This is a genomic window from Bacillus sp. RIT 809, assembly GCF_016892495.1.
Classification (GTDB): domain Bacteria; phylum Bacillota; class Bacilli; order Bacillales; family Bacillaceae_G; genus Bacillus_A; species Bacillus_A cereus_U.
This window is the reverse complement of record NZ_JAFEMR010000020.1, coordinates 69,320-89,677: the sequence shown is the minus strand read 5'-3', so window position 1 is coordinate 89,677 and position 20,358 is coordinate 69,320. Positions and strand designations below refer to the sequence as shown.

Sequence of the window (20,358 nt, the reverse complement as noted above, 5' to 3'; positions counted from 1 at the left end):
CAAATGTATGAACTATTTTTTGTTTCTTATATAATTTCTGATATAAAATAACAGCTAAAAGCGGAACAGCCATCGTAAACCCTAAATAGTTACGACCATTTTCTATGTTCAGCAAGATAATATATACAAGCGATGTGAGACAATAAATACATAATGTAGAATGATAAACTATGTTTCTATTAATATTTTTCACCTACCTAAGTATATATAAGTTGTTAATCGAATATCCGATATTTTAATTATATATGAAATGAAAATAGACGGAATGAAAAATTCCATAAAACAACTTTGTATTAAATTAACCGTCTACTCCCATATTTAAAAATTGAACAAGTTGATCATTTAAATAACTTGTACTATAAGAAAAATCATGTTGATACCACTCAATAATGATGCCAATAATCGCATTCGCTTGGTAGGAACAATAAAGTGAATCGTTCACTCCTTCTTTAAGCAAAGCCTCTTTATCTTGAAGTAACAAATGCTTTATTTCCTCAAAAAATAAATAATAGTACATTAAAGGAACCTTTTTGGAAAAAACAATTCTGTAGAATGATTTATATTTTTCGATATGATGAAAAATCCGAATTGTAGAAGGATCTAATTTACTAGTTTTCAATACTGATACGTAGCGATAAGGTTCTTGATAAGAACGTGTCAAATCTGCTGTAATTTCTTTAAAATACTCCTCAAATAAATCTTCTACTTGTTTATAATGCAAGTAAAATGTACCACGATTTATTTTTGCCTTTCTGCAAATTTCCGAGATGGAGATGACTTCTAAAGTTTTTTCATTTAATAATTCTAACAATGCGTTATGTAACGCCTCTTTTGTTTTCACAATACGCATATCTGTACGCATCATTTTTTTCACCTCTTATTGAACACATTTCATACGATTTGTTAATTATTGAACATTTATCGTTTTTTTGCTCATTGTAAGCGTTCTTTTATATTATTATAATTTTTATTGAACAACTGTGCAATAAAAGACAAAGGGGGCCGTTTCAGATGAGATTAAAAGGTAAAGTAGCAATTGTCACTGGTGCTGCGTCAGGCATGGGGAAAGCAATTGCAGAAGGTTATGCAAAAGAAGGAGCAAAAGTCGTTGTATCAGACTTAAACTTAGAAGGGGCTCAACATGTAGTACAAGGAATTAAAGCTACAGGTGCAGAGGCCATTGCTGTTCAAACAAACGTTACCTCCGATGAAGATGTCCAACGTCTTTTCGATGAAACAAAACAAGCTTATGGGAAATTAGATATTCTTGTTAATAATGCAGGTATCATGGATGGAATGGAGCCTGTTGGTGAAGTTTCAGACGAACGCTGGGAGAAGGTTTTCTCTGTGAATACAGTATCTGTAATGAAAACAATGCGTATTGCAGTGAATCTATTCTTGGAACAAGGACACGGTACGATCGTCAATAATATTTCTGCAGGTGGATTATATGGTGCACGTGCTGGTGCCGCTTACACAGCATCTAAACATGCGGTCGTTGGCCTAACAAAAAACACTGCCTTTATGTATGCGAACAACAACATCCGTTGTAACGGTATCGCTCCTGGAGCAGTCATAACAAACATTGCTTCTACAATGACAAATGTGAGCGAATTTGGTGCGAGCCGCCAAGCATTAGGTATGGCAATTAATCCACGTGCTGGACAACCAGAAGAAGTTGCACAACTGGCTATCTTCTTAGGTTCAGACGAAGCTAGTTTCGTAAACGGACAAGTGATTTCTGTAGACGGCGGCTGGACTTCATATTAATTTTAATTCAAGTATATAAAAGTAAATAAATTTTGAAAAAGCAATGCTCCTGTCAACTTGGCAGGAGCATTTTTCGTATAAATAAGCATTTTCATAGATTGGATGACTTTACGCTATAGAGTAATGAATAGACATAAGGAATAGAGGTTTGTTATTAATTGAATGTAAATTATGTTTTGGGAATGTAAAATTTTCCATACCTAATTTTATGGCGTGTTTTTCTAAGTAGAATGAAAATACTAAATGTTTCCGTATATATGTAAACTCTAATTCAAACATCATTAGTTAATTTCCTTAATGTATCTCGATGAATTAGGTTCACTCAGTAATTGCATAGTAAAAAGAAAAGTCCATTCATGTCTAATAAAAACCATTAAAACGGTGGCAAATGGAGAAATATCTAATTCACTATTTTTTAAATGCGGAGGGAATATGAAGCTACTTTTAAAAGAAATAGCAGTGAACAGAAAAATATTCATTATGTTACTTATTGGATTTGTATTAACGATATTGCCGATACTAATAGCTATATCTACTCGTGATTATTATGATGAGAAATTTTATGAGCGTAAAAATGGTTACTTTAAATATTACTATTCTATTCATCTTACGAGTAAAGGGGAATTAAGTTTTAATGAAATTCAAGAGCTAGCACAGGCTAACTTTACAAACGCTAGTGTTATTACAAATGATATTAATAGTAAAATTCCAGATCTAGGTCATGTGACTATGATTGGTCTTATTAATAATAAGAGCTGGTCTCCGCCGTTAGTAAAAGGCTCTCGTATTAAACAGGATGAAGCAAATAGTGTAATTGTGGGAAAGAGTCTTTATAAAGATTCTGAAACAATACAACTATTTAGTAGAGAGTATACAGTTAAAGGAGTGAGTGGAACGAATACTGAATATGAATATAATAATAAAATTTTCGTACCACTAAATGACATGCCAGATGAGATAAAACGACGTATACAAAATGAACAAACATTTCAAATGATAATTAGATCTAACGAAAACCCTGAAAAAGAGATAGATACATTCGTTCAGCAAATTAAACAGAACAACAAAGAGATTAAAGTGGTAAATGAAAACGAGAATTACAAGAACGAAAAAAACTCAAGTCAAGCTATGACAGAGCAGTTAAGTATTCCGTATAGATTGCTCTTCATAGCTTTAATTAACTGTATTATTGTGAGTTATTTTTGGATTTATAAGAAGAGAAAGAGTATATCTTTAAGGAAAGCTTTGGGAGCAAGTAATTTGAATCTTTTTGTTTTTATATTTAGCCAATTATTTATATGTGCACTTGCTGCAGCGATCTGTGCAACATGTATTCAATGGATGTTAAGTGCACTGAGTAAAAGTATTATACATTCTATAGGTTTTCACATTAGTATAGACTTCTTTCATATTGTGATGAGTGTATGTATCGCTCTTTCTATTTCTTTCATCACCTCGGTAATTCCATTCATCCAAATCATTAACATTGAACCTGCTAAAGCCTTAAAGGAGTAAAAAATATGATGAGAATAAAAAGTGCTCTAATAGCCTTGAAAAACAGATTGCTAATCTCGATGTTTCTCCTTTTACAATTTACGTTTGGATTATCAACAATAACTGTTTCAGTCAATATTTTTTACAATTTATACTATCTCACCAATAACTCCAATTCAGTGTTAAATAAGGACATTACATATTTAATTACTTTTGATATGACAACGGATAGATTGAAAGAAGAACAATTTAATAAAGAGCATATAGAAGAGATTTACAATAAAATTCAACAAAATAAAGATGTAATTTCGTATGGTACATACGAAGAGAGAATAATCGAACTAGAATCAAGCAATAGACCATTGAAAGACAGCATGCTTACTGATTTGACAAATAAAACATATCATGAGGAACGTCCAACTATTAGGACAATCATAGTAGATGAAAATTACTATAAATTACTGAACTTACCTATAAAAACTGAAAAAGGATTCTCACATCAAGATTTTCAAAAAAACAGTGGAGAAAAAATGAATGTTTTAGTTGGTTCTTATTTTGAAAAGTACTTTCGCATAGGGGATGCAATCAATAATCAATATACAATTATTGGTTTTTTGCCGGAAAATAAATTCATTGTAAATAATAACGGAGCGAACACATACCTAAAGTTAGAAAAGGCAATGATAATGCCCATGCCGATTGATAGATATGAAAATTATGAATCGATGTTTTTAAGATTACATCAAGGTACGATTCTAACTTTACGAAAAGATGCAGATGTAAAAAAACTACAAGAAACGATTCAACTTAAAGGAAACGACGTTACGTTATACCTGAAAAATTTAGGTGAAGAAATAAATGAAGATGTTACTAGTAGTAGACATTCTGAAATAATTGGACTTATAGTAGGAAGTCTAATTATTTTATTTATAATGGCGGGAATTGTCGTAACAACAATCGTTTCCATAATCATGAGGAAGCGTGAATTTGGTATTAAGATGGTCCTTGGAGAGAGTAAGTATGGGATATTATTTCAAATTGTTTTAGAAAACATATGTATTGCGATAGCTGGCATGGTTATGTCCATGGTGTATTTTCTTTGGAGGTATGGGGCTCATCTACAATTTTCAAAGGACTTAAATGCGGCATCTGTACTAGACTTAAATTTAAACTTACCTATATTATTTTTAGTATTCCTATTCTTACTTCTTATCATCATTGTTTCAAATTTCATTGTCTTCTGGTTTATTAGGAAGCTTGAACCTAAAACATTAATAGGAGGGATGGAATAATGAGTTTAATTGAGCTAAAAGATATTAAAAAGGTGTATAGCAACAAGAATCACAAAACGTTCGCGTTAAACGGTATAAACTTAACGATAAACAAGGGCGAAATTATAGCGGTTATGGGTCGATCAGGTTCAGGAAAAAGTACACTATTAAATGTTATAGGGTTAATTGATATGCCAAATGAGGGGGAATACTCCTTAAATGGTAAAACATTAAGTGAAATAAGAAGGAATAAAGTTCATAAAACAAGAAATGAAATAATCGGGTTTATTTTTCAATACTTTGCGTTGTTAAAAGAACATACTGTACTGGATAATGTAGCACTACCGCTAACATATAGAAAGTTAAAGCAACGGGAAAGAGAAAATAAGGCGAAGTTCTATTTGGAAAAAGTAGGTTTAAAAGAACAAATGCATAAAAAACCCGATGAACTATCAGGTGGTCAGCAACAGCGGGTAGCTATCGCAAGAGCGTTAGTAGGCGAACCAGAATTAATTTTGGCCGATGAACCGACTGGAAATTTAGATAGGAAAACGGGAGAAGAAATTATGAATCTATTATTACAACTAAATGAAGAAGGAAGAACGATTATTATTGTAACGCATGATATTGAAGTAGCTAATCAGTGTAATAGAATTATTGAGTTAGTTGATGGGGAAGTTGTGCGGAGTTAAAGAATTAATGAACAGAATGAGAGTTAGCAATTCAGCTAAGATACATATAAAATACACTTACTTTTTATTTTAGAAACCATGACGATTAACTTTTTAAAATGGTTTCTTTTTAGTATATGGATTTGAAAGTGTAGTGAAAAAATAAATTATTCATCCGTAACTTTCCACAATAGAAAATCGTTAAACAAAAGAATAGATTTTTAATCACGAATGGGGGAAAACCATGAAAATTCTAATACTAGGCGGTACACGATTTTTAGGAAGAGCATTTGTAGATGAGGCTTTACAGAGAGGGCATGAAGTTACATTATTCAACCGTGGAACAAACAAAGAAATTTTTCCTAAAGTAGAGCAGTTAATCGGTGACAGAAATAACGATGTATCAAGTTTAAAAAATCGAAAATGGGATGTTGTCATAGACACGTGTGGATTTTCTCCACATCATATTAGGAATGTTGGAGAAGTACTTAAAGATAATATTGAACACTATATATTTATCTCAAGCATTTCCGTATATAAAGATTGGATCCCTCATCACATAAAAGAAGACTATATATTACAACCCGAACCGACGAGTGATCAGATAAAGGCTGTAGAGAATGGTGAAATATCGCCTTACGAGCATTATGGTGCGCTTAAAGTATTATGTGAAAAAGAGGCAGAGAAGTATTGGCCGGGGCGTGTTTTACACGTAAGAGCGGGACTTCTTTCGGGAGTGTTTGATTATACAGATCGGCTTCCATACTGGATTCAGCGCGTAGCAAAGGGCGGAAAAGTGTTAGTGCCAGGAAGAAAAGACCGTCCAGTACAGTTAGTTGATATAAAAGATGTTGCGAGCTTTGGACTAAAAATGGCAGAAAATAATAAAGTAGGTACATTTAATGTAACGGGTCCGAAAGATGAATTGACGATGGAAGAGTTATTAAATACGTGTAAAGAAGTTACGAATAGCGATGCTGAATTCATTTGGGTAGATGAATCATTTATGAAGGAACATAAAGTGCAGCCTTGGGCAGAGATGCCATTATGGCTTCCCGAAACTTTTGCATTAGAAGGTGAAACAGATCCGTGGAAAGGTGGATTCTCTATTAATATAGAGAGCGCAGTTAAAGAGGGTCTTATTTTTAGAAGATTAGAAGATACTGTTACAGACGTGCATGACTGGATGAAGAGTATGGACGAATGGGAATTAAAAGCAGGTATTTCAGTTGAAAGGGAGAAAGAATTGTTAGAAAAGTGGAATGGATAGTTTTTATAGATAATAGGGATGGAGAGAAATATGATAGATCAATTAAAAAAGGTTAGAAAAAGGACGATAATTTTAACGGTTATAATCCTCTTGCTAACTGTCATTCTCGTAAGAAATAGTACGTGGTATATCTCTCGTTCCTTTTCTTCTGAATTTTTTCAATTGCCGATGCCATTGGATAGTAAAGCAATTAAGGATTATGAGGTGGATGAGAAGAATTGGATTGAATTAGCAAATGGCGGTTATTGGGAAGTAGTAGCGAATCGAGTTATAGAAACGAAGCAATCGAAGGCAGAAGTAATCTCATTCTATCAAAAAATAGGAAAGTTAAAATATCCTAATTCTAACGTGGTCGGTGTAGAAATTCAGATATACTTTTTTGAGGATAGTGTGGAAATAGAAACTGATAAAGGAAATTATTACCGAGATAAAATGGGAGGAATTCGTTATGTAAGTGAATATGATATTAGAGCTATAAAGAAGGAAAAGCAACCTAGTGATCCAGAGACGATAACATATGTGATTCAAGTGCATACCCAATTTGATTATTGGTATAAACTTGATTGAACATGAGGGACTATAGGAAGGATAAAAGGTTATGTGGAAAAATATCATTCGAAGTATTTCTTTAGACTTAAGATTGAAAAATCCAGCTACGAAGGATGAACTTGCTGAAGTACAAAAATATTTGCACGTGGAGTTACCGAATGATTTATCACATTTATTACAGGAAACAAACGGTATAGAAGGTGAATATGGGGACTTTATTTGGGATGCTTCAAGAATTAAAACGGAAAATATGAATATGAGAAATACAGTTGTCTTCAAGGATTTGTACATGCCTTTTGACTGTTTATTATTTTTTGCTGATGGCGGAAATGGTGATTTGTTTGGCTATTCCATTTTGAATGGAATAGTGCAAAGAGATGATATATATGTATGGAATCATGAAAATGATAGTAGGACGTGGGTTGCTCCTTCCTTAAAAACTTTTATGGAGTGGTGGGGGAGTGGAAAGATAACAATTTAAACATAGTATCAAGAAAAAACGCCTTGTTAATAAAAAAACAAGGCGTTTTTCGTATATAAGTCTACCACTCAATCGGATCTTCTCCATACACTTCCCATAACTTAGGAAACATATTTTTCAATCCTTCTTCGTCATCTTCATCCCAGTCTAATTCGATGTCAATATTAGAGGCTCTTTCATTTGAAAGTACATGATAAAGTGTAAAGTATGTATCTTCTTCATTTCCAGTCTTTTCTTCATATACAGTTTGACCATAATATAGAGTAAGTTCTTCTAATTCTAGGATGTCATCTTCACTCATATTGTCTAACACAGGAATTAACAGTTCTGGATCTTCAATACACGCTTCATAAACTTCTTTTCCTTGGAACAATAACCATCCACGGAAGTAATCAAAACAATCATCCGAACAACCGCCTAAAATAATATAAGCTGCTGCCCATAAGCGAGATGTATAGGAATCTTTTAATATGCGATGCATATGTGTGTCAAAAGCTACAATTTCATGTACTGTACGTTTAGCAAGGTGAGAAGTAAGCCATTCTAGTTGTTCTTCTTGGTCTTCACCTTTCGTTTTTGTACGATCAAGTAGTTCCCAAAATTCTTCTTCTGTTATCGTTTTTTCTTTTATATAATCTTCCCCAGGGCACGGGTCTGTATATCCTTTTTTTCGTTTGGAAGCGATTAGTTTGTTAGCTTCTTTTATACATTCTTCTGCTGTTTCAAACTCTTTCGCTTTCACACTACCAGCTGTGCCAATTTTTCCGTAAAACACAACATAGTCTTTTTCTTTCACAACGATTTTCCAAAACTTATTAGATTTTTCAGTTTGCTGGATTAATAACGTTTCCATTCGTACCCCCATATTGCTTTTCTAGTGTGCAATGTGATTGTAACATATGTATATTTACTTGTAATGACAAATCAAGTGTATCGAGTTTTTGAAAAAATCAAAAATCATTGAACGGAATAGAAAAATTTAGTAATCTTATTTATACAGTACATACATAATAGTTTTGAAATAATTCGATATTTAATAGATAGGGGAAAATCGGGATGGATCTTACATTTAAAGTAGAGGAAACATGTTTTAATTACCGCGTCGGAGCAATTTGTAAACAGGATAATAAAATACTCATTCTGCAAGGTGACGGTGAAGATTTTTGGTATGTACCGGGTGGACGAGTGAAAATGTTAGAAAATAGTGAAGATGCGTTAAAACGAGAGCTTGCAGAAGAACTAGCTGTTCCAATTGAAGTAAAGAGGTTAATATGGTCAGTAGAAAATTTCTTTACACTTTCTGAGCGAAAGTTTCATGAAATTAGCTTTTACTATGAAGTAGAGCTGCATGAATTACCCGCGAATGGAGCCGACCACTATATTCTGAATGAAGAGGGTAGAACATATATGTTTAAGTGGGTGCCGGTAGAAGAGTTAGATGCATATAACTTACAGCCAGCGTTTATAAAAGAGAAAGTAAAGGACGTATCAGTTCATACAGAACATATCGTTTTACAAAAGTAAACATGTCCGGAGGGGGAAAACGGTGAAGGGGACTAAAAAAGAGATACATATAGATGATAAAGTAATTCGTTACACACATATCGAAAAAGGTTCTAATACAATTTGTTTTATGTTCTCAGGTTCAGGCTACAATTATGATAAACCGTTATTCTATTATGCAACGATGCTTATGCTTGAAAATAAAATAGATGTAGTACATATTCATTATTCCTACGATGGACAATTAATGGAAAAACCAATGGAAGAAATAACGAAAGTAATGATGGATGATATTAATCCTGTCATTATTGAAGTGCTAAAAAGTGGGCAATATAGCAATTCGATGTTTTTAGGAAAATCACTCGGAACAATCCCAATTGCGAATGATTCAATGAAGAGAGAAGAATACGTACAGTCAAAGATGATATTACTTACACCTTTACTGACGTTTGATGCGATTTTTGATTCCATCTTACATAGTCAACACGAAGGGCTATTAGTTATTGGAGACAAAGATCATCAATACAATGCAAATCAATTGGATCAATTAGAACAATCCAAGTTAAAGATTGAAATTGTCAAAAATGCAAACCATTCTTTAAATGTTGGGGAATTTGAAACAGAAAATTCGATTGAAGCTATAGCGAAAGTAATAGAGAGACTTAAAGAAGTTGTGAGGACAAACTAATTTAAGTTTTCAATACATGCAAAAAGAGGCGCGAATTGCACCTCTTTTTTAATTTAATAAGCCTTCAACACATGAAGTAAATAATCCTTCCGATTTAGCGGATTAAAGTCAACACGTTTTCGAGTAGGGAAGGGAGCCATCAGTTTTGTAAAACCACCTGGCTTTGTTATAAAGATACCTTCTCCTTCAGTAAATGAATGGAGCAGTCGTTTAAAATTCTCTGTTTTCGCAACAGGTAATGATCCTGTTAAATGGTAAGAGTCATTATAGAATATAGGCTCTGCAAAAGTTGCTGGAATGGCAGCTAGTTTATACATTGCGGTACTAATTGCGTGCTCTGGAACAGTTAATTCAAATTCGTTTAATGGTTCATATACACATGTTTCAGCTTGCTTTAAAGCAGCCATTAATACGAGCGGTGTTAAGTTTCTAAAGTCACTCGCTGTTGTAACAGGGCTTGCATAACCAGTATGTGTTAACGTGACGATAATATCAGTAACTTCCCATCCAAATAAACCTTGTTTTAACGTTTGAAATACTGTATCTTCAATCGCTTTATGAAATGCTAAAGGTAGTGATCCAAGTTCAACGCCTAAGTTATACGTAATACCAGAGTTAAGCACACCACGTTCCACTTTGAAGCCGATTGTTGCGTAAAAAGGATTCTCTTTTTCACTCATTACTTCAACGCTATTCCCTATGCCAATTGGTTTTTCAATACATACAACTCGCGTATTTGAAAAAGTAACTTGTAAATTGTATTTTTCATAAAGTGTTGTTTCGATAACTTCTTTTTGCACTTCACCGAAAAGGCGAATGTATAATTCATTATGAACATCGTCTTTCCACACTTTAATGAGTGGATCTTCTTCGCATAGCTCCATAAGTGCAGCGTATAAATCATGAATTTGCTCTTTAGGAACTGCCGCGATTGCTGCTTCCATTTGCGGTTTGGCAAAGTAAATGTCTTTAATATAATCTGTCCGTTCACCGATAATATCACCAATTTTAACATTCGTAAGTCCCCACACTTTGCAAAACTCTCCACTTTGAACAGTAGAAGCTTGAACTGCATTTCCATTATGAAATATGCGCATTTTTTTAATCTTTTCTTTATGTGACAGAGACTCACTGCGCTGAATATCAACATATTTTCTAACGTGTAAACAACCAGAAAAAACTCTTACATAAGCAATCTTTTCCCCAGAAGATTCGCGTTCAATTTTAAAAACAACACCGGATAATGTTTCATCTTGTGCCGATTTAGTAGTTGGAATTAAGGCTGAAATATTTTCAAGTAGTTCAGTTACACCTATACCTGTCATTGCTGAACCAAAAAAGATAGGAAACACATTTGCTTGCTGTATTTGCTTTTCGAGTTCTTTTCTTAATAGTGCGTCCGGTACTATTTCGTTATTTACATATGATGCAAGCAATGATTCCTTATATGGTGCTAATCGTTCAATACAATCGTCATATGACTTATATTCAATAATACGAGCTTCCTTTGTTCCTTCGTTCTCTACAGAGTAGAAGGGGAATGCATCCTTTGAAAGAATTGCTTTTATTTGTTTCACAACTTTTTCAGTATTTGCGCCACTACGGTCTATTTTATTTACAAATAAAACAGTCGGTATGTTTAGTTTCTGTAGTGTTCGCATTAAAATCTTCGTTTGTGCTTGCACACCTTCAACGGCAGATATAACTAAAATGGCACCGTCTAAAACGCGGAATGATCGTTCCACTTCAGCGATAAAATCAGCGTGTCCGGGTGTATCAATGACATTTACTTTTAAATCATCAATAAAGAAAGAAACGACAGATGCTTTAATCGTAATTCCGCGTTGTCTTTCTAATTCCATTGAGTCAGTTTGCGTATTGCCACTATCTACTCGGCCAACTTCTGTAATCACATTCGTTTCATAAAGAATACGCTCAGTCAAACTCGTCTTGCCAGCGTCTACGTGCGCGACAATCCCTATATTTATTGTTGTCATATATAAATATCCTCATTTCATTTTCCATTTTTATTTCCTCATTTCTATTTGTGTATTGCCGCATTACAATCACTCTCCAGTCATTTAAATTAGTACTATTATAATGCAATTAACATTTTTTGTAATGTGACAAAGCGCCTTAATTTGGAAAAATAAAGTGAAACTTTAATCAGTGGGAGTTTTTCAACCCACTGATTATTAGTTGAACCAATCGGGCTTTTACGGGCAGTGGAGCTCCCACCTAACTTCCTTGTTTTCGAAAATTTTGAGAGGGAAGCCTTACTGCCCGTTAAAGCGGGGTAAAAAGAAAACAAAATGCTTGCATTATAAATCGATATAGATTATATTAATTGACATATCAACTATTGATGCATCAAACATTTTTGGTTTGGATGTAAAGGAGGGGTAATTTGACAAGTTCATGCTCAAAAGAAGCAATAATTTTATATAAATTACACTTCCTCAATAAAGAAGTAAGTTCGAAGTTTGAAGGTTGTACGGGTATGAGTCAATCTAGACTAGAGCTTATACTTCAGTTATATGAAGTAGATGAAATTAGTCAAAAAGCACTTCAGCAAGAAGTGAATATTGATAATGCCGCGATTACGAGGCATTTAAAACAGCTGGAAGCAAATGGAATGATTACAAGACGTAAAAATCCAGATGATAACAGAATTACGTTAGTTTCTCTTACAGAAGAGGGGCGAAATAAAATTCAAGTGTATCAAGAGGAAAAAGAGCGTTTCGCTACTTCAGCATTTAAAGGATTAAGTGAAGAAGAGCGTGACAATCTTTTAACGATGTTAGACCGCATTCAAGAAAATATAAAAGAACTTTAAAAAAGGGAGAATACAACTATGACTAACTCAGTAAAAACAAATGATTTTAACGAAATTTTAACAGGACGTCGTTCAATTCGTAAGTACGATCCTTCAGTGAAAATTAGTAAAGAAGAGATGACTGAAATTCTTACAGAAGCAACACTTGCACCATCTTCTGTAAACATGCAACCATGGAGATTCTTAGTTATTGAAAGTGACGAAGCAAAAGCAACACTTGCGCCACTTGCGAAATTCAATCAATCTCAAGTAGAAACATCTTCAGCAATGATCGCTGTATTTGGTGACTTAAACAACTTTGATAACGCAGAAGAAATTTACGGTACAGCAGTAGAGCGCGGTTTAATGCCAGCTGAAGTAAAAGAAGATCAAATGCAAAAACTTTCAGGTTACTTCTCAATGGTTACACCAGAAGTAATGAAAGATACAGTTTTAATTGATGGTGGTCTTGTAGCAATGCAATTTATGCTAGCAGCTCGTGCTCACGGTTATGACACTTGCCCAATTGGTGGATTTGAAAAAGACCAAATCGCAGAAGCATTCGGATTAGATAAAGAACGCCACGTACCAGTTATGTTAATTTCAATCGGAAAAGCTGCTGACAGTGGTTATCCATCAGTACGTCTTCCAATTGAAAAAGTTGCTGAGTGGAAGTAATTTTATACAAATAGAAATAAGTGAGATATGAGAGGGGAAACACCATGATTATTATTCACGCAATATTTCAAGTGAATCCAGAAAAACAACAATCATTTTTAGAACAAATTCAGCCACTCATCCATGGTTCAAGAGAAGAAAGTGGAAATGTATCTTATGACTTATATAAAGATACAGAAAAAGAAAATGTTTATACGATGGTAGAAGTATGGAAAGATGAAGAAGCAGTTGCGAGTCATAATACGAGTGAACACTTCACATCTTTCGTTAGTAAAGCAGCACAATTTTTAACTGCTCCGCTTGATATAAAAGCTTATAATGGAACGTTAGTAAAATAATATGGTGAAAAAGATGATTTTAGCAAAAAGCTGAGGTCATTTTTTTTGTATAAGTAGAATCTAATTTCGGTACAGTTATGTTGAAATAGAAGTTTTGCTCTTATCTTCAATGACAGTGGTGAATTGAATGTTAAATTCGAACATTCAGTTTATTAGGATATTTTTCCATGGTATAATTTTCTAGAAAATAAAAGGTAGAGGGGAGTAAGTGATGGGAGAATTTCAAAGTAATTTGCATACGGCAACGCAACTTGCAACGAAAATGAGAAATGCTTCAGATAGAATGCAAAGTGCTACTAGTCGCACTATAAATAAGACAACGCGTACTACACTATCTGTGAACTTCAAAGCACAAGAAGCAAATCAGCAAAATTTACACATTACGAAACAATTTTGCGCTGCTTTTCAACAGACGATTGATAATATCCATTCCGTAGTAAATGAATTTGAGAAAATGGATAACGGACTTCAAAAGACTTTTCAATAATGTAACAGCCTACGTAAAGGGGAAAAGGTAGGGAGAAAAGATGAGTCAAGAAATTGAAACGAGAATCAGTCAATGTAATCAAAAATTACGAATTATATTTGAAGAACAAAATGAAAACCGAATTGAGCTGCAAAATCAAGAACGAGCTGAGGCTAGTTTTTATGAATGGAAAAATCGAAGCAATCGTTTATTTAACCGAATACTAGAAACTTGGCATGGTGACAAAGAAGTATTTCACCTTTTTACGAATATGCGGCAAGAGATCGGACAGTATGAAAGAAAACTTACATTCGAATTAGAAAACGAAAAAGAGACGTTGCTTAAAGAAAAACGGCATCTCAGTGAGAAAGAAAACGACCTTTCCTATGAACAGCGGCAACTACAAAGGGAGGTCAATACATGAGTTTAAACATGTATTTGGGAGAAGTACAAAGTCAAACTCAAAGTATGAACGCTATATGTAATGCTACGATTCAAAGTATGGAACAAGCTATTCAATCTATTGATGCCTTTGCGGTAGATACAGTATTACAAGGACAAACATACAGTAGTGCAAAAGCCTACCTTGTCCAAACATTTCGGCCATTAGCGCAAGGAATCATATGCTTATGTGAAGAATTAATTCGCCAAAATGAAGCATTCCCAAACGAGTTCCAAGCGAAAGTTGCTTCGACAGATGTGATCGAACAAGAAATAAGAGAACAAATACGGGGAATTAATCAATCGATTACAAGTATAGAAGCAATAGAAGTACTTGCACCAATGCCTGGAGTAGAAGCAATTGTTGCGGTCTTAGTTGCAATGAGAAAAAAACTTGAAGAAAAACTAGAGCGTTTATATGAATTCAATCATACGTCCAGCAACAACTACAGCACCGCCCTCCAATTAGCCGCTAGCATCACAGCCGGACTCGCTGAAGTGCAAAGCGGGAAAGGATTTAGTCCTGTGAGTGGTACGTTTAGTACACAAGGGTTGAATATGGATTGGGTGAGTTCTATTCAGGGGATTATAGAAGAAACAGCCCGAAAAACCGATCAGTCAATTAAGGATATAGAAACAAACAATATAATTGAGGAGAAATCTCCGGTTAGAAATGCTTGGGACGATACGGCAGACAGTATAGTTGGCATGTTTGAAATAGTGAAAAAGATGTGGGAAGCGACTCAAAGAGGATCTGGGAAAGCTATTGGAGATGAAATCGAGTCCGCAGTAGCTTTAAGTAATATGGATATAGGAACTTTTATTAATGTAACCTATGCACTTTTCCATTTGGATGAGACTGCAAAAAATATGTGGCATGCATTTTCAAATAAAATAAAACGAGATATGATAGATGGAGATGCAGAGAGTCGTACAGAATTGACTACTTATGGATTAACGCAAATAGCTACCACATTATTGGGCGATAAGGCACTAAATAAAATCGGTCATATCGCAAAAGGAGCAAAATCATCAAGTGGAATAACTACAATTGCTAATGCAGTAAAACTAGCAAAAGAATTGAAGCCTAAGCTTGAAATGTTACAATCCTTTAAGAGAGATGCTTCCTATGCATTCTCTAGTGTTGGTGGAACTATCGTAACCAAAATACCTCAAGGCGAATTGATAGAAGCTTATTATAAGTTTGCGAAGTCTAAAGGTTATTTTCAAGATGCAAGTGGAAGATGGCATCGATCTGATGGGGAATACGCCTGGAAAAGGCTCCAAAACGGGTAGAGAAGTAATAGAAAGAATGGAAAATGAAATTCCACCAAAAATCCGTACAACACGTGATGGTGAAATAGAATTTATGGCAAGTGATAATAAATGGTATCCTATAGATCAAGCAGATATGGCTCATTTAACTGATGCAGTTTCATGGTGGAACAGTACAGGTAGATATTATGGAGAGAAGTCCCCAGAGGTTAGAGAATGGATGTTAGACTCCAATAATTATGTATTAGATCATTATAGTTTAAATCGATCCGCAGGTGCAAAGTTAAATGAAACCTACTTGCCACCAAATAAATAATTATTGGGAGGAATTTATATTGGAACTCAACGATCAAGCGTATGACCAAATTGTGAAATTATGTAACGAGGGAAATGCTTTTGTTGAAAAAGGAAAAGATGATAAAGCAATAGAGAGCTATATGGCTGCACTGGATTTGGTTCCGTTACCGAAGAACAATTGGGAAACAAGTACATGGATTTATACAGCATTAGGAGATACTTATTTTTTAAATTGTGAGTATGAGAAAGCAAAAAGCAATTTTTATAATGCATTAAACTGTCCGGATGGTATTTCAAATCCATTTATTTTACTGAGACTTGGAGAGAGTTTATTCGAGTGTGAGGAGTTTGATAAAGCTAAGGAGTATCTGTTAAGAGCTTACATTTTAGAAGGCTATAAACTCTTTTTTTAATGAGGATGATAAGTATTTTGAATTGATTAAGGATATGATTTGAGGAGGATAAATATGGCTATTTTACAATCACCTATAAAAGAAGAATTCGAAAGTCTTTTGGAAAAAAGCAATGAACAATTTAATAATGGTTACTATAATGATTCTATTGTGTTATTAGAAGAGGCATGGGATATAATACCTAATCCTAAAGGTATTTATTGTGAAGAGAGTTACCATTTAGTTAAGGATATTATCTCCACTTGTTTTATGGTAAATGATTTAAAAAAAGCAAAGGAGTGGGCAGATAAAATATTTTTAACTGGATTTGCACGTATAGATTCCGGTGATAAGGAATTTATTGCAGGAAAAGTTGCTTTTGAATTAGGTGATTTAGAAACCGCAAAAGAATTTTTTAGCATTGCCAATAAAAAATCAGAAGGTAGATGTTTTGGGAATCCGAAGAATACTAAGTATCTTAAATTTTTAAAAAGTTAAAGGTTTAGCTGAGTAAAAGGAATTTGAAGATAGATTTAGTGAATTGCAAGCAGATATGATATCCATATGTATGGAATCTGTGGAGGATAGAGCCGATAAAGTATATGTTGATACTTCAAGGGAAGACGGTGTAATATCTAGCAGTTTCTTTTATTTGATTAACAATAAGTATTTAGAGTCTCATAAGGTGAAATGATGCGTTGGAGGGTGGGGAGAAAAGATATGATGTGTCTACCTAAAGAGGGTTTATAGTATTAAATATTTATCAGAGTGGAAGCTTCAAAGTTGAATACAAGTATGATTTAGTATACACAAATGATGATATAAAAACGGCTGATGATTTTGCTGATGAGTGGTTTGAGGAAGTGAAAAATAATAAACTTTAAAAAATTTTATAGTAATAGATATATTTAAATTGAATTAATAACTCATGAAAGTTTTAGCATCCATTTGTAGAATAGCATTTGCATACAGGAGTGACAAAGTATTGCTGTAATTAATTTAAAACGTATTATGAAGTGTACAGGAAAATAATAGACTGTCAGAAAGTACGTACTTCATGATGGTTGGACCATCATAGGGTACAATGTGCAATGATAGAATAGAAAAAGAAGTATGAGCTTAGGCGAGATGACATTTTACATGGCGATGAATATAAAACGCATGGAATGGGCATGAAACTAACGAAATCGTACAAACTCGTAAGTTTTAACGTAGTAGTTGTCATGATATATAAAAGGTGCCATACTGTTACTACAAAACTTACAAATTTATGCTACTTAAAAACATATGAACTTAAAGCACTTGATTGTCAATTAAAAGCAACAAGTGCTTTTTTGCGTTTTGGGATAGAAATGAGTAGATACATTATAATTTTATAAGTGTGCTAAGTATTAAATTTTTATAGATTGTAGGAGGTAGTTTAATAAGGTTTAACATGGATTGTTTTTTTATTGTGAGGGTTTAAGATTACAACATAGGGTACAAGGGAGAAGTAAAGAACCTAGATAACGTTCCGCGAATTGATAGAAGCTTATTATAAGTTTGTGAAGTCTAAAGATGGTGGTAAGGGTAAGACTACAGAACCATACGATGTAGTACCGTATAGGCCAAGCAATTCACCACTAGAAAATCATCATGGCGTTATGGATGTTTGGGCTAAACATAATGTCCCCGATTATGTTAGTAGAGGGGCGAATACTCCAACTATAGCCTTAACTCAAGAGCAACACAATGCTACTAAAGCTGTTTATAGACAATGGCTCTTTGATAAAACAGGGAAAAAGGTTGGAGGTAAAGTAGATTGGAAATCTGTTTCACCAAAGGAAATACAAGAATTGACGGAAAAAATGTTTGATGTTGCGAATGTACCACGTTTAGCTAGACAAGAGTATTATAGGGCTTTTAATCAATATAATTTTAGGGAGTAATTCAGATGGGAAATATTAATCAGTTGATTAAAAAAGTAAAATCATTACCTAATTGTCGAGTTCAGGAGCCTACAGAATTACCGATAATTGATAAGAATAAGCATATGCTACCAGGTGATTTAAAAGAATTTTATAGTCTTTGTGGTGGTCTAACTTTATTTGAAAATGAGGAATACCCTATTCATATTGTTACCCCAGAGGAGTTTATTTTGGCTAATCCCGTAATTGTAGGAGAGTTATGTGAAGAAGATATTTCATCAACTTGGTATATTATATGCAATGATGGCAAGGATGAATATCTAACAATAGATCTTAGTGAAGAAAGACTAGGTAAATGTTATGATAGTTTCTTTGATCGGCATGGAATAGTTGGGGAGTCGCAAATTATTGCAACTTCATTCACTGACTTACTTGAAAAACTTATTAAGAATAATGGACAATATTGGTATTGGCTAAAGAGTGAATTTGAATCACTTGGAGATGCTTATGATGATCAAGAGTGAAAAAGAGAATCTTTAAGTGGGATAGGAAAGTGACAGGGCGTTTGAAAATACGTATTCTATGATGGTTGAACCATTATGGAGTACTATGTGCAATTATAGAATAGAAAAAGAAGTACGAGTTTAGGTGAGATGACATTTTACATGGCGGTGAATATAATCACATTGAACGGGCATGAAACTAACGAACTCCTAAGTTTTAACATAGTAGTTGGCACGATATATAAAAGGTATCATACTGTTACTACAAAACATACAAATTTTAGAGTCGTATGACAAGATTGTTAGTTCTGAAGTTTCGCTGAAAGTGTTAGCTAATTCTATTACTAAGATGATTCCTCACGCTAAGGAATGGTTAAAGATACTTCACAAAAGAATATTAAATCATGAACCATCGAGGAATATTTATAAAAAAATCATCCCCACATTAAACAATGATATTCAGAAATATGTTGTTTCTCAATTAACCAGTATCAAAGAAAGAAACCCAAGTCGTTTCGAAGAAAGTGTAAATTCAATATTAGATTTTTTAAAGTAAGTTAAAAACCTTGACTGGCTAAATGCCTTTCAAGGTTTTTTAGTAAACTAAAAGGTTTTACTTTTTGAAAATTTCACATGTAAATCAAAAACTTACAGAATAATAGTTATCTATTAAATGAAACCACAATTCATAAGTGTTGATTTCTTTTTCTACCATTTTAAAACAAATATTATATTACTCCTGAGATGAACGCAAATAGCTACCGCATTTTTGGGCGATAAGGGACTAAATAAAATCGGTCATGTCGCAAAAGGAGCAAAAGCATCAAGTGGAATAAGTACAATTGCTAATGCAGCAAAACTAGCAAAAGAATTGAAGCCAACGCTTGAAATGTTACAATCTTTTAAGAGAGATGCTTCATATGCTTTCTCTAGTGTTGGTGGAACAATCATAACCAAAATACCTCAAGGCGAATTGATAGAAGCTTTTTATAAGTTTGCGAAGTCTAAAGATGGTGGTAAGGGTAAACCCAGCAGTAACAAAAATACAAATGTAGATGATTTTGATGCAAAAATAGCTACAAATAAGCAAAAAGGTAATTATGGTGAAATAAAATCTAGTGACAATTTATTGAATAATCAAAGTTTAAAAGATGCTGGATTTGATTTGAAACTAGTCGGCAAAAGTACACCATCAAGCATAAATGATAAAATAGTAAAAGGGATTGATGGATTATACGAAAATGCAAATCCAAATCCAAATTCAAATATTAAATATGTTATTGATGAAGCGAAGTTTGGTAGTTCAAAATTAGGGAAAACTAAAGATGGACCACAAATGTCAAATGATTGGTTGAACGGTTCTGAAACTGGAAAAAGTAGAATATTGAAAGCTGTTGATGGAGATGAAGTATTAGCTGAAAAGATTGCGAATGCATTGGAAGATAGTGAAGTTGAAAGAGTATTATCAAAAGTCGATAGTAGTGGAAACGTAAAAACATATAGGTTAGATGAAGAAGGAAACAACATTGGAGAATGGCCATAATTTAGA

At 33.7% G+C, this 20,358-nt stretch carries 22 protein-coding genes and 5 pseudogenes; 23 read left to right on the top strand and 4 right to left on the bottom strand.

The window, feature by feature from the left end:
* Window positions 1-193, bottom strand: a pseudogene (locus JTF23_RS27950) (CPBP family intramembrane glutamic endopeptidase); the annotation flags it as partial.
* 105 nt (window positions 194-298) lie between these two features.
* Window positions 299-865 (bottom strand): TetR/AcrR family transcriptional regulator, encoded by a 567-nt coding sequence (locus tag JTF23_RS20400; protein ID WP_131232734.1) that lies wholly within the window; start codon window positions 863-865, stop codon window positions 299-301.
* A gap of 146 nt (window positions 866-1,011) precedes the next feature.
* On the opposite strand from JTF23_RS20400, the gene JTF23_RS20395 reads away from it, so the two are divergent.
* The 7 genes from JTF23_RS20395 (at window position 1,012) to JTF23_RS20365 (ending at window position 7,506) form a co-directional block, all read left to right on the top strand.
* Window positions 1,012-1,770: an SDR family oxidoreductase gene (locus JTF23_RS20395; protein WP_002200050.1), complete on the top strand. Its 759-nt coding sequence runs from the start codon at window positions 1,012-1,014 to the stop codon at window positions 1,768-1,770.
* 432 nt (window positions 1,771-2,202) lie between these two features.
* Window positions 2,203-3,285 (top strand): FtsX-like permease family protein, encoded by a 1,083-nt coding sequence (locus JTF23_RS20390; protein ID WP_204209497.1) that lies wholly within the window; start codon window positions 2,203-2,205, stop codon window positions 3,283-3,285.
* 8 nt (window positions 3,286-3,293) lie between these two features.
* On the top strand, window positions 3,294-4,556 hold the full coding sequence (locus JTF23_RS20385; RefSeq protein ID WP_204209500.1) for an ABC transporter permease: 1,263 nt from the start codon (window positions 3,294-3,296) through the stop codon (window positions 4,554-4,556).
* Window positions 4,556-5,227, top strand: a complete 672-nt coding sequence (locus JTF23_RS20380) for an ABC transporter ATP-binding protein (protein WP_070170338.1) — start codon at window positions 4,556-4,558, stop codon at window positions 5,225-5,227. The genes JTF23_RS20385 and JTF23_RS20380 overlap by 1 nt, the downstream gene beginning before the upstream one ends.
* A gap of 223 nt (window positions 5,228-5,450) precedes the next feature.
* On the top strand, window positions 5,451-6,476 hold the full coding sequence (locus tag JTF23_RS20375) for an SDR family oxidoreductase (protein WP_204209496.1): 1,026 nt from the start codon (window positions 5,451-5,453) through the stop codon (window positions 6,474-6,476).
* A 30-nt stretch (window positions 6,477-6,506) separates the two neighbouring features.
* Window positions 6,507-7,043, top strand: coding sequence for a hypothetical protein (locus tag JTF23_RS20370; RefSeq protein ID WP_016105273.1), 537 nt, complete (start codon window positions 6,507-6,509; stop codon window positions 7,041-7,043).
* Window positions 7,044-7,074: 31 nt separating this feature from the next.
* Window positions 7,075-7,506, top strand: a complete 432-nt coding sequence (locus JTF23_RS20365) for an SMI1/KNR4 family protein (protein WP_204209495.1) — start codon at window positions 7,075-7,077, stop codon at window positions 7,504-7,506.
* A 61-nt stretch (window positions 7,507-7,567) separates the two neighbouring features.
* Here the strand turns inward: JTF23_RS20365 and JTF23_RS20360 are convergent, their stop codons facing one another.
* Complete coding sequence (locus JTF23_RS20360) at window positions 7,568-8,359, bottom strand: DUF4240 domain-containing protein (RefSeq protein ID WP_204209494.1); 792 nt, start codon at window positions 8,357-8,359, stop codon at window positions 7,568-7,570.
* 203 nt (window positions 8,360-8,562) lie between these two features.
* Here JTF23_RS20360 and JTF23_RS20355 point away from each other — a divergent pair, with 203 nt between their 5' ends.
* Window positions 8,563-9,030 (top strand): NUDIX hydrolase, encoded by a 468-nt coding sequence (locus tag JTF23_RS20355; protein WP_002110576.1) that lies wholly within the window; start codon window positions 8,563-8,565, stop codon window positions 9,028-9,030.
* Window positions 9,031-9,052: 22 nt separating this feature from the next.
* Window positions 9,053-9,697 (top strand): alpha/beta hydrolase, encoded by a 645-nt coding sequence (locus JTF23_RS20350; RefSeq protein ID WP_204209493.1) that lies wholly within the window; start codon window positions 9,053-9,055, stop codon window positions 9,695-9,697.
* Window positions 9,698-9,750: 53 nt separating this feature from the next.
* Here the strand turns inward: JTF23_RS20350 and JTF23_RS20345 are convergent, their stop codons facing one another.
* On the bottom strand, window positions 9,751-11,694 hold the full coding sequence (locus JTF23_RS20345) for an elongation factor G (protein WP_204209492.1): 1,944 nt from the start codon (window positions 11,692-11,694) through the stop codon (window positions 9,751-9,753).
* A 410-nt stretch (window positions 11,695-12,104) separates the two neighbouring features.
* On the opposite strand from JTF23_RS20345, the gene JTF23_RS20340 reads away from it, so the two are divergent.
* From JTF23_RS20340 to JTF23_RS20275, 14 genes and pseudogenes are all read left to right on the top strand, one after another.
* Window positions 12,105-12,533 (top strand): MarR family winged helix-turn-helix transcriptional regulator, encoded by a 429-nt coding sequence (locus tag JTF23_RS20340; protein ID WP_000204168.1) that lies wholly within the window; start codon window positions 12,105-12,107, stop codon window positions 12,531-12,533.
* Window positions 12,534-12,551: 18 nt separating this feature from the next.
* Complete coding sequence (locus tag JTF23_RS20335) at window positions 12,552-13,190, top strand: nitroreductase family protein (protein WP_002110573.1); 639 nt, start codon at window positions 12,552-12,554, stop codon at window positions 13,188-13,190.
* A 44-nt stretch (window positions 13,191-13,234) separates the two neighbouring features.
* On the top strand, window positions 13,235-13,528 hold the full coding sequence (locus JTF23_RS20330; protein WP_002200057.1) for a putative quinol monooxygenase: 294 nt from the start codon (window positions 13,235-13,237) through the stop codon (window positions 13,526-13,528).
* 211 nt (window positions 13,529-13,739) lie between these two features.
* Entirely contained in the window at window positions 13,740-14,015 is a 276-nt protein-coding gene (locus JTF23_RS20325) for a TIGR04197 family type VII secretion effector (protein WP_204209491.1), read from the top strand.
* 40 nt (window positions 14,016-14,055) lie between these two features.
* A complete protein-coding gene (locus JTF23_RS20320) occupies window positions 14,056-14,418 on the top strand; it encodes a DUF3958 family protein (RefSeq protein ID WP_204209490.1) in 363 nt (120 codons plus the stop codon).
* Window positions 14,415-15,653 (top strand): annotated as a pseudogene (locus JTF23_RS20315) (LXG domain-containing protein); the annotation flags it as partial. The gene JTF23_RS20320 and the pseudogene JTF23_RS20315, both read left to right, overlap by 4 nt.
* Window positions 15,654-15,693: 40 nt before the next feature.
* Window positions 15,694-16,026, top strand: a complete 333-nt coding sequence (locus JTF23_RS28370; protein ID WP_252188035.1) for a GH-E family nuclease — start codon at window positions 15,694-15,696, stop codon at window positions 16,024-16,026.
* Window positions 16,027-16,045: 19 nt separating this feature from the next.
* A pseudogene (locus JTF23_RS20305) lies at window positions 16,046-16,463 on the top strand (tetratricopeptide repeat protein).
* An 11-nt stretch (window positions 16,464-16,474) separates the two neighbouring features.
* Window positions 16,475-16,897 (top strand): hypothetical protein, encoded by a 423-nt coding sequence (locus JTF23_RS20300; protein ID WP_002110566.1) that lies wholly within the window; start codon window positions 16,475-16,477, stop codon window positions 16,895-16,897.
* A 55-nt stretch (window positions 16,898-16,952) separates the two neighbouring features.
* Window positions 16,953-17,283 (top strand): annotated as a pseudogene (locus tag JTF23_RS20295) (DUF600 domain-containing protein).
* A gap of 696 nt (window positions 17,284-17,979) precedes the next feature.
* Window positions 17,980-18,327 (top strand): annotated as a pseudogene (locus tag JTF23_RS20290) (sugar-binding protein); the annotation flags it as partial.
* A 5-nt stretch (window positions 18,328-18,332) separates the two neighbouring features.
* A complete protein-coding gene (locus JTF23_RS20285; protein ID WP_002110562.1) occupies window positions 18,333-18,830 on the top strand; it encodes an SMI1/KNR4 family protein in 498 nt (165 codons plus the stop codon).
* 208 nt (window positions 18,831-19,038) lie between these two features.
* The gene (locus JTF23_RS28150) at window positions 19,039-19,365 is read left to right on the top strand and encodes an Imm30 family immunity protein (RefSeq protein ID WP_080013706.1); all 327 of its coding nucleotides are present in this window, start codon (window positions 19,039-19,041) and stop codon (window positions 19,363-19,365) included.
* Window positions 19,366-19,578: 213 nt separating this feature from the next.
* Window positions 19,579-20,352, top strand: coding sequence for a hypothetical protein (locus tag JTF23_RS20275; RefSeq protein WP_204209489.1), 774 nt, complete (start codon window positions 19,579-19,581; stop codon window positions 20,350-20,352).
* Window positions 20,353-20,358 lie beyond the last annotated feature (6 nt).

Bases quoted from the DNA above. Each gene is read 5' to 3' on its own strand.
- JTF23_RS20375 (WP_204209496.1), top strand. From the start codon at position 5,451: ATGAAAATTCTAATACTAGGCGGTACACGATTTTTAGGAAGAGCATTT.
- JTF23_RS20395 (WP_002200050.1), top strand. From the start codon at position 1,012: ATGAGATTAAAAGGTAAAGTAGCAATTGTCACTGGTGCTGCGTCAGGC.
- JTF23_RS20285 (WP_002110562.1), top strand. From the start codon at position 18,333: ATGGGAAATATTAATCAGTTGATTAAAAAAGTAAAATCATTACCTAAT.
- JTF23_RS20360 (WP_204209494.1), bottom strand. From the start codon at position 8,359: ATGGAAACGTTATTAATCCAGCAAACTGAAAAATCTAATAAGTTTTGG.
- JTF23_RS20330 (WP_002200057.1), top strand. From the start codon at position 13,235: ATGATTATTATTCACGCAATATTTCAAGTGAATCCAGAAAAACAACAA.
- JTF23_RS20370 (WP_016105273.1), top strand. From the start codon at position 6,507: ATGATAGATCAATTAAAAAAGGTTAGAAAAAGGACGATAATTTTAACG.
- JTF23_RS20335 (WP_002110573.1), top strand. From the start codon at position 12,552: ATGACTAACTCAGTAAAAACAAATGATTTTAACGAAATTTTAACAGGA.
- JTF23_RS20365 (WP_204209495.1), top strand. From the start codon at position 7,075: ATGTGGAAAAATATCATTCGAAGTATTTCTTTAGACTTAAGATTGAAA.
- JTF23_RS20380 (WP_070170338.1), top strand. From the start codon at position 4,556: ATGAGTTTAATTGAGCTAAAAGATATTAAAAAGGTGTATAGCAACAAG.
- JTF23_RS20400 (WP_131232734.1), bottom strand. From the start codon at position 865: ATGATGCGTACAGATATGCGTATTGTGAAAACAAAAGAGGCGTTACAT.
- JTF23_RS20300 (WP_002110566.1), top strand. From the start codon at position 16,475: ATGGCTATTTTACAATCACCTATAAAAGAAGAATTCGAAAGTCTTTTG.
- JTF23_RS28370 (WP_252188035.1), top strand. From the start codon at position 15,694: ATGGGGAATACGCCTGGAAAAGGCTCCAAAACGGGTAGAGAAGTAATA.
- JTF23_RS20345 (WP_204209492.1), bottom strand. From the start codon at position 11,694: ATGACAACAATAAATATAGGGATTGTCGCGCACGTAGACGCTGGCAAG.
- JTF23_RS20325 (WP_204209491.1), top strand. From the start codon at position 13,740: ATGGGAGAATTTCAAAGTAATTTGCATACGGCAACGCAACTTGCAACG.
- JTF23_RS20390 (WP_204209497.1), top strand. From the start codon at position 2,203: ATGAAGCTACTTTTAAAAGAAATAGCAGTGAACAGAAAAATATTCATT.
- JTF23_RS20385 (WP_204209500.1), top strand. From the start codon at position 3,294: ATGAGAATAAAAAGTGCTCTAATAGCCTTGAAAAACAGATTGCTAATC.
- JTF23_RS20355 (WP_002110576.1), top strand. From the start codon at position 8,563: ATGGATCTTACATTTAAAGTAGAGGAAACATGTTTTAATTACCGCGTC.
- JTF23_RS20320 (WP_204209490.1), top strand. From the start codon at position 14,056: ATGAGTCAAGAAATTGAAACGAGAATCAGTCAATGTAATCAAAAATTA.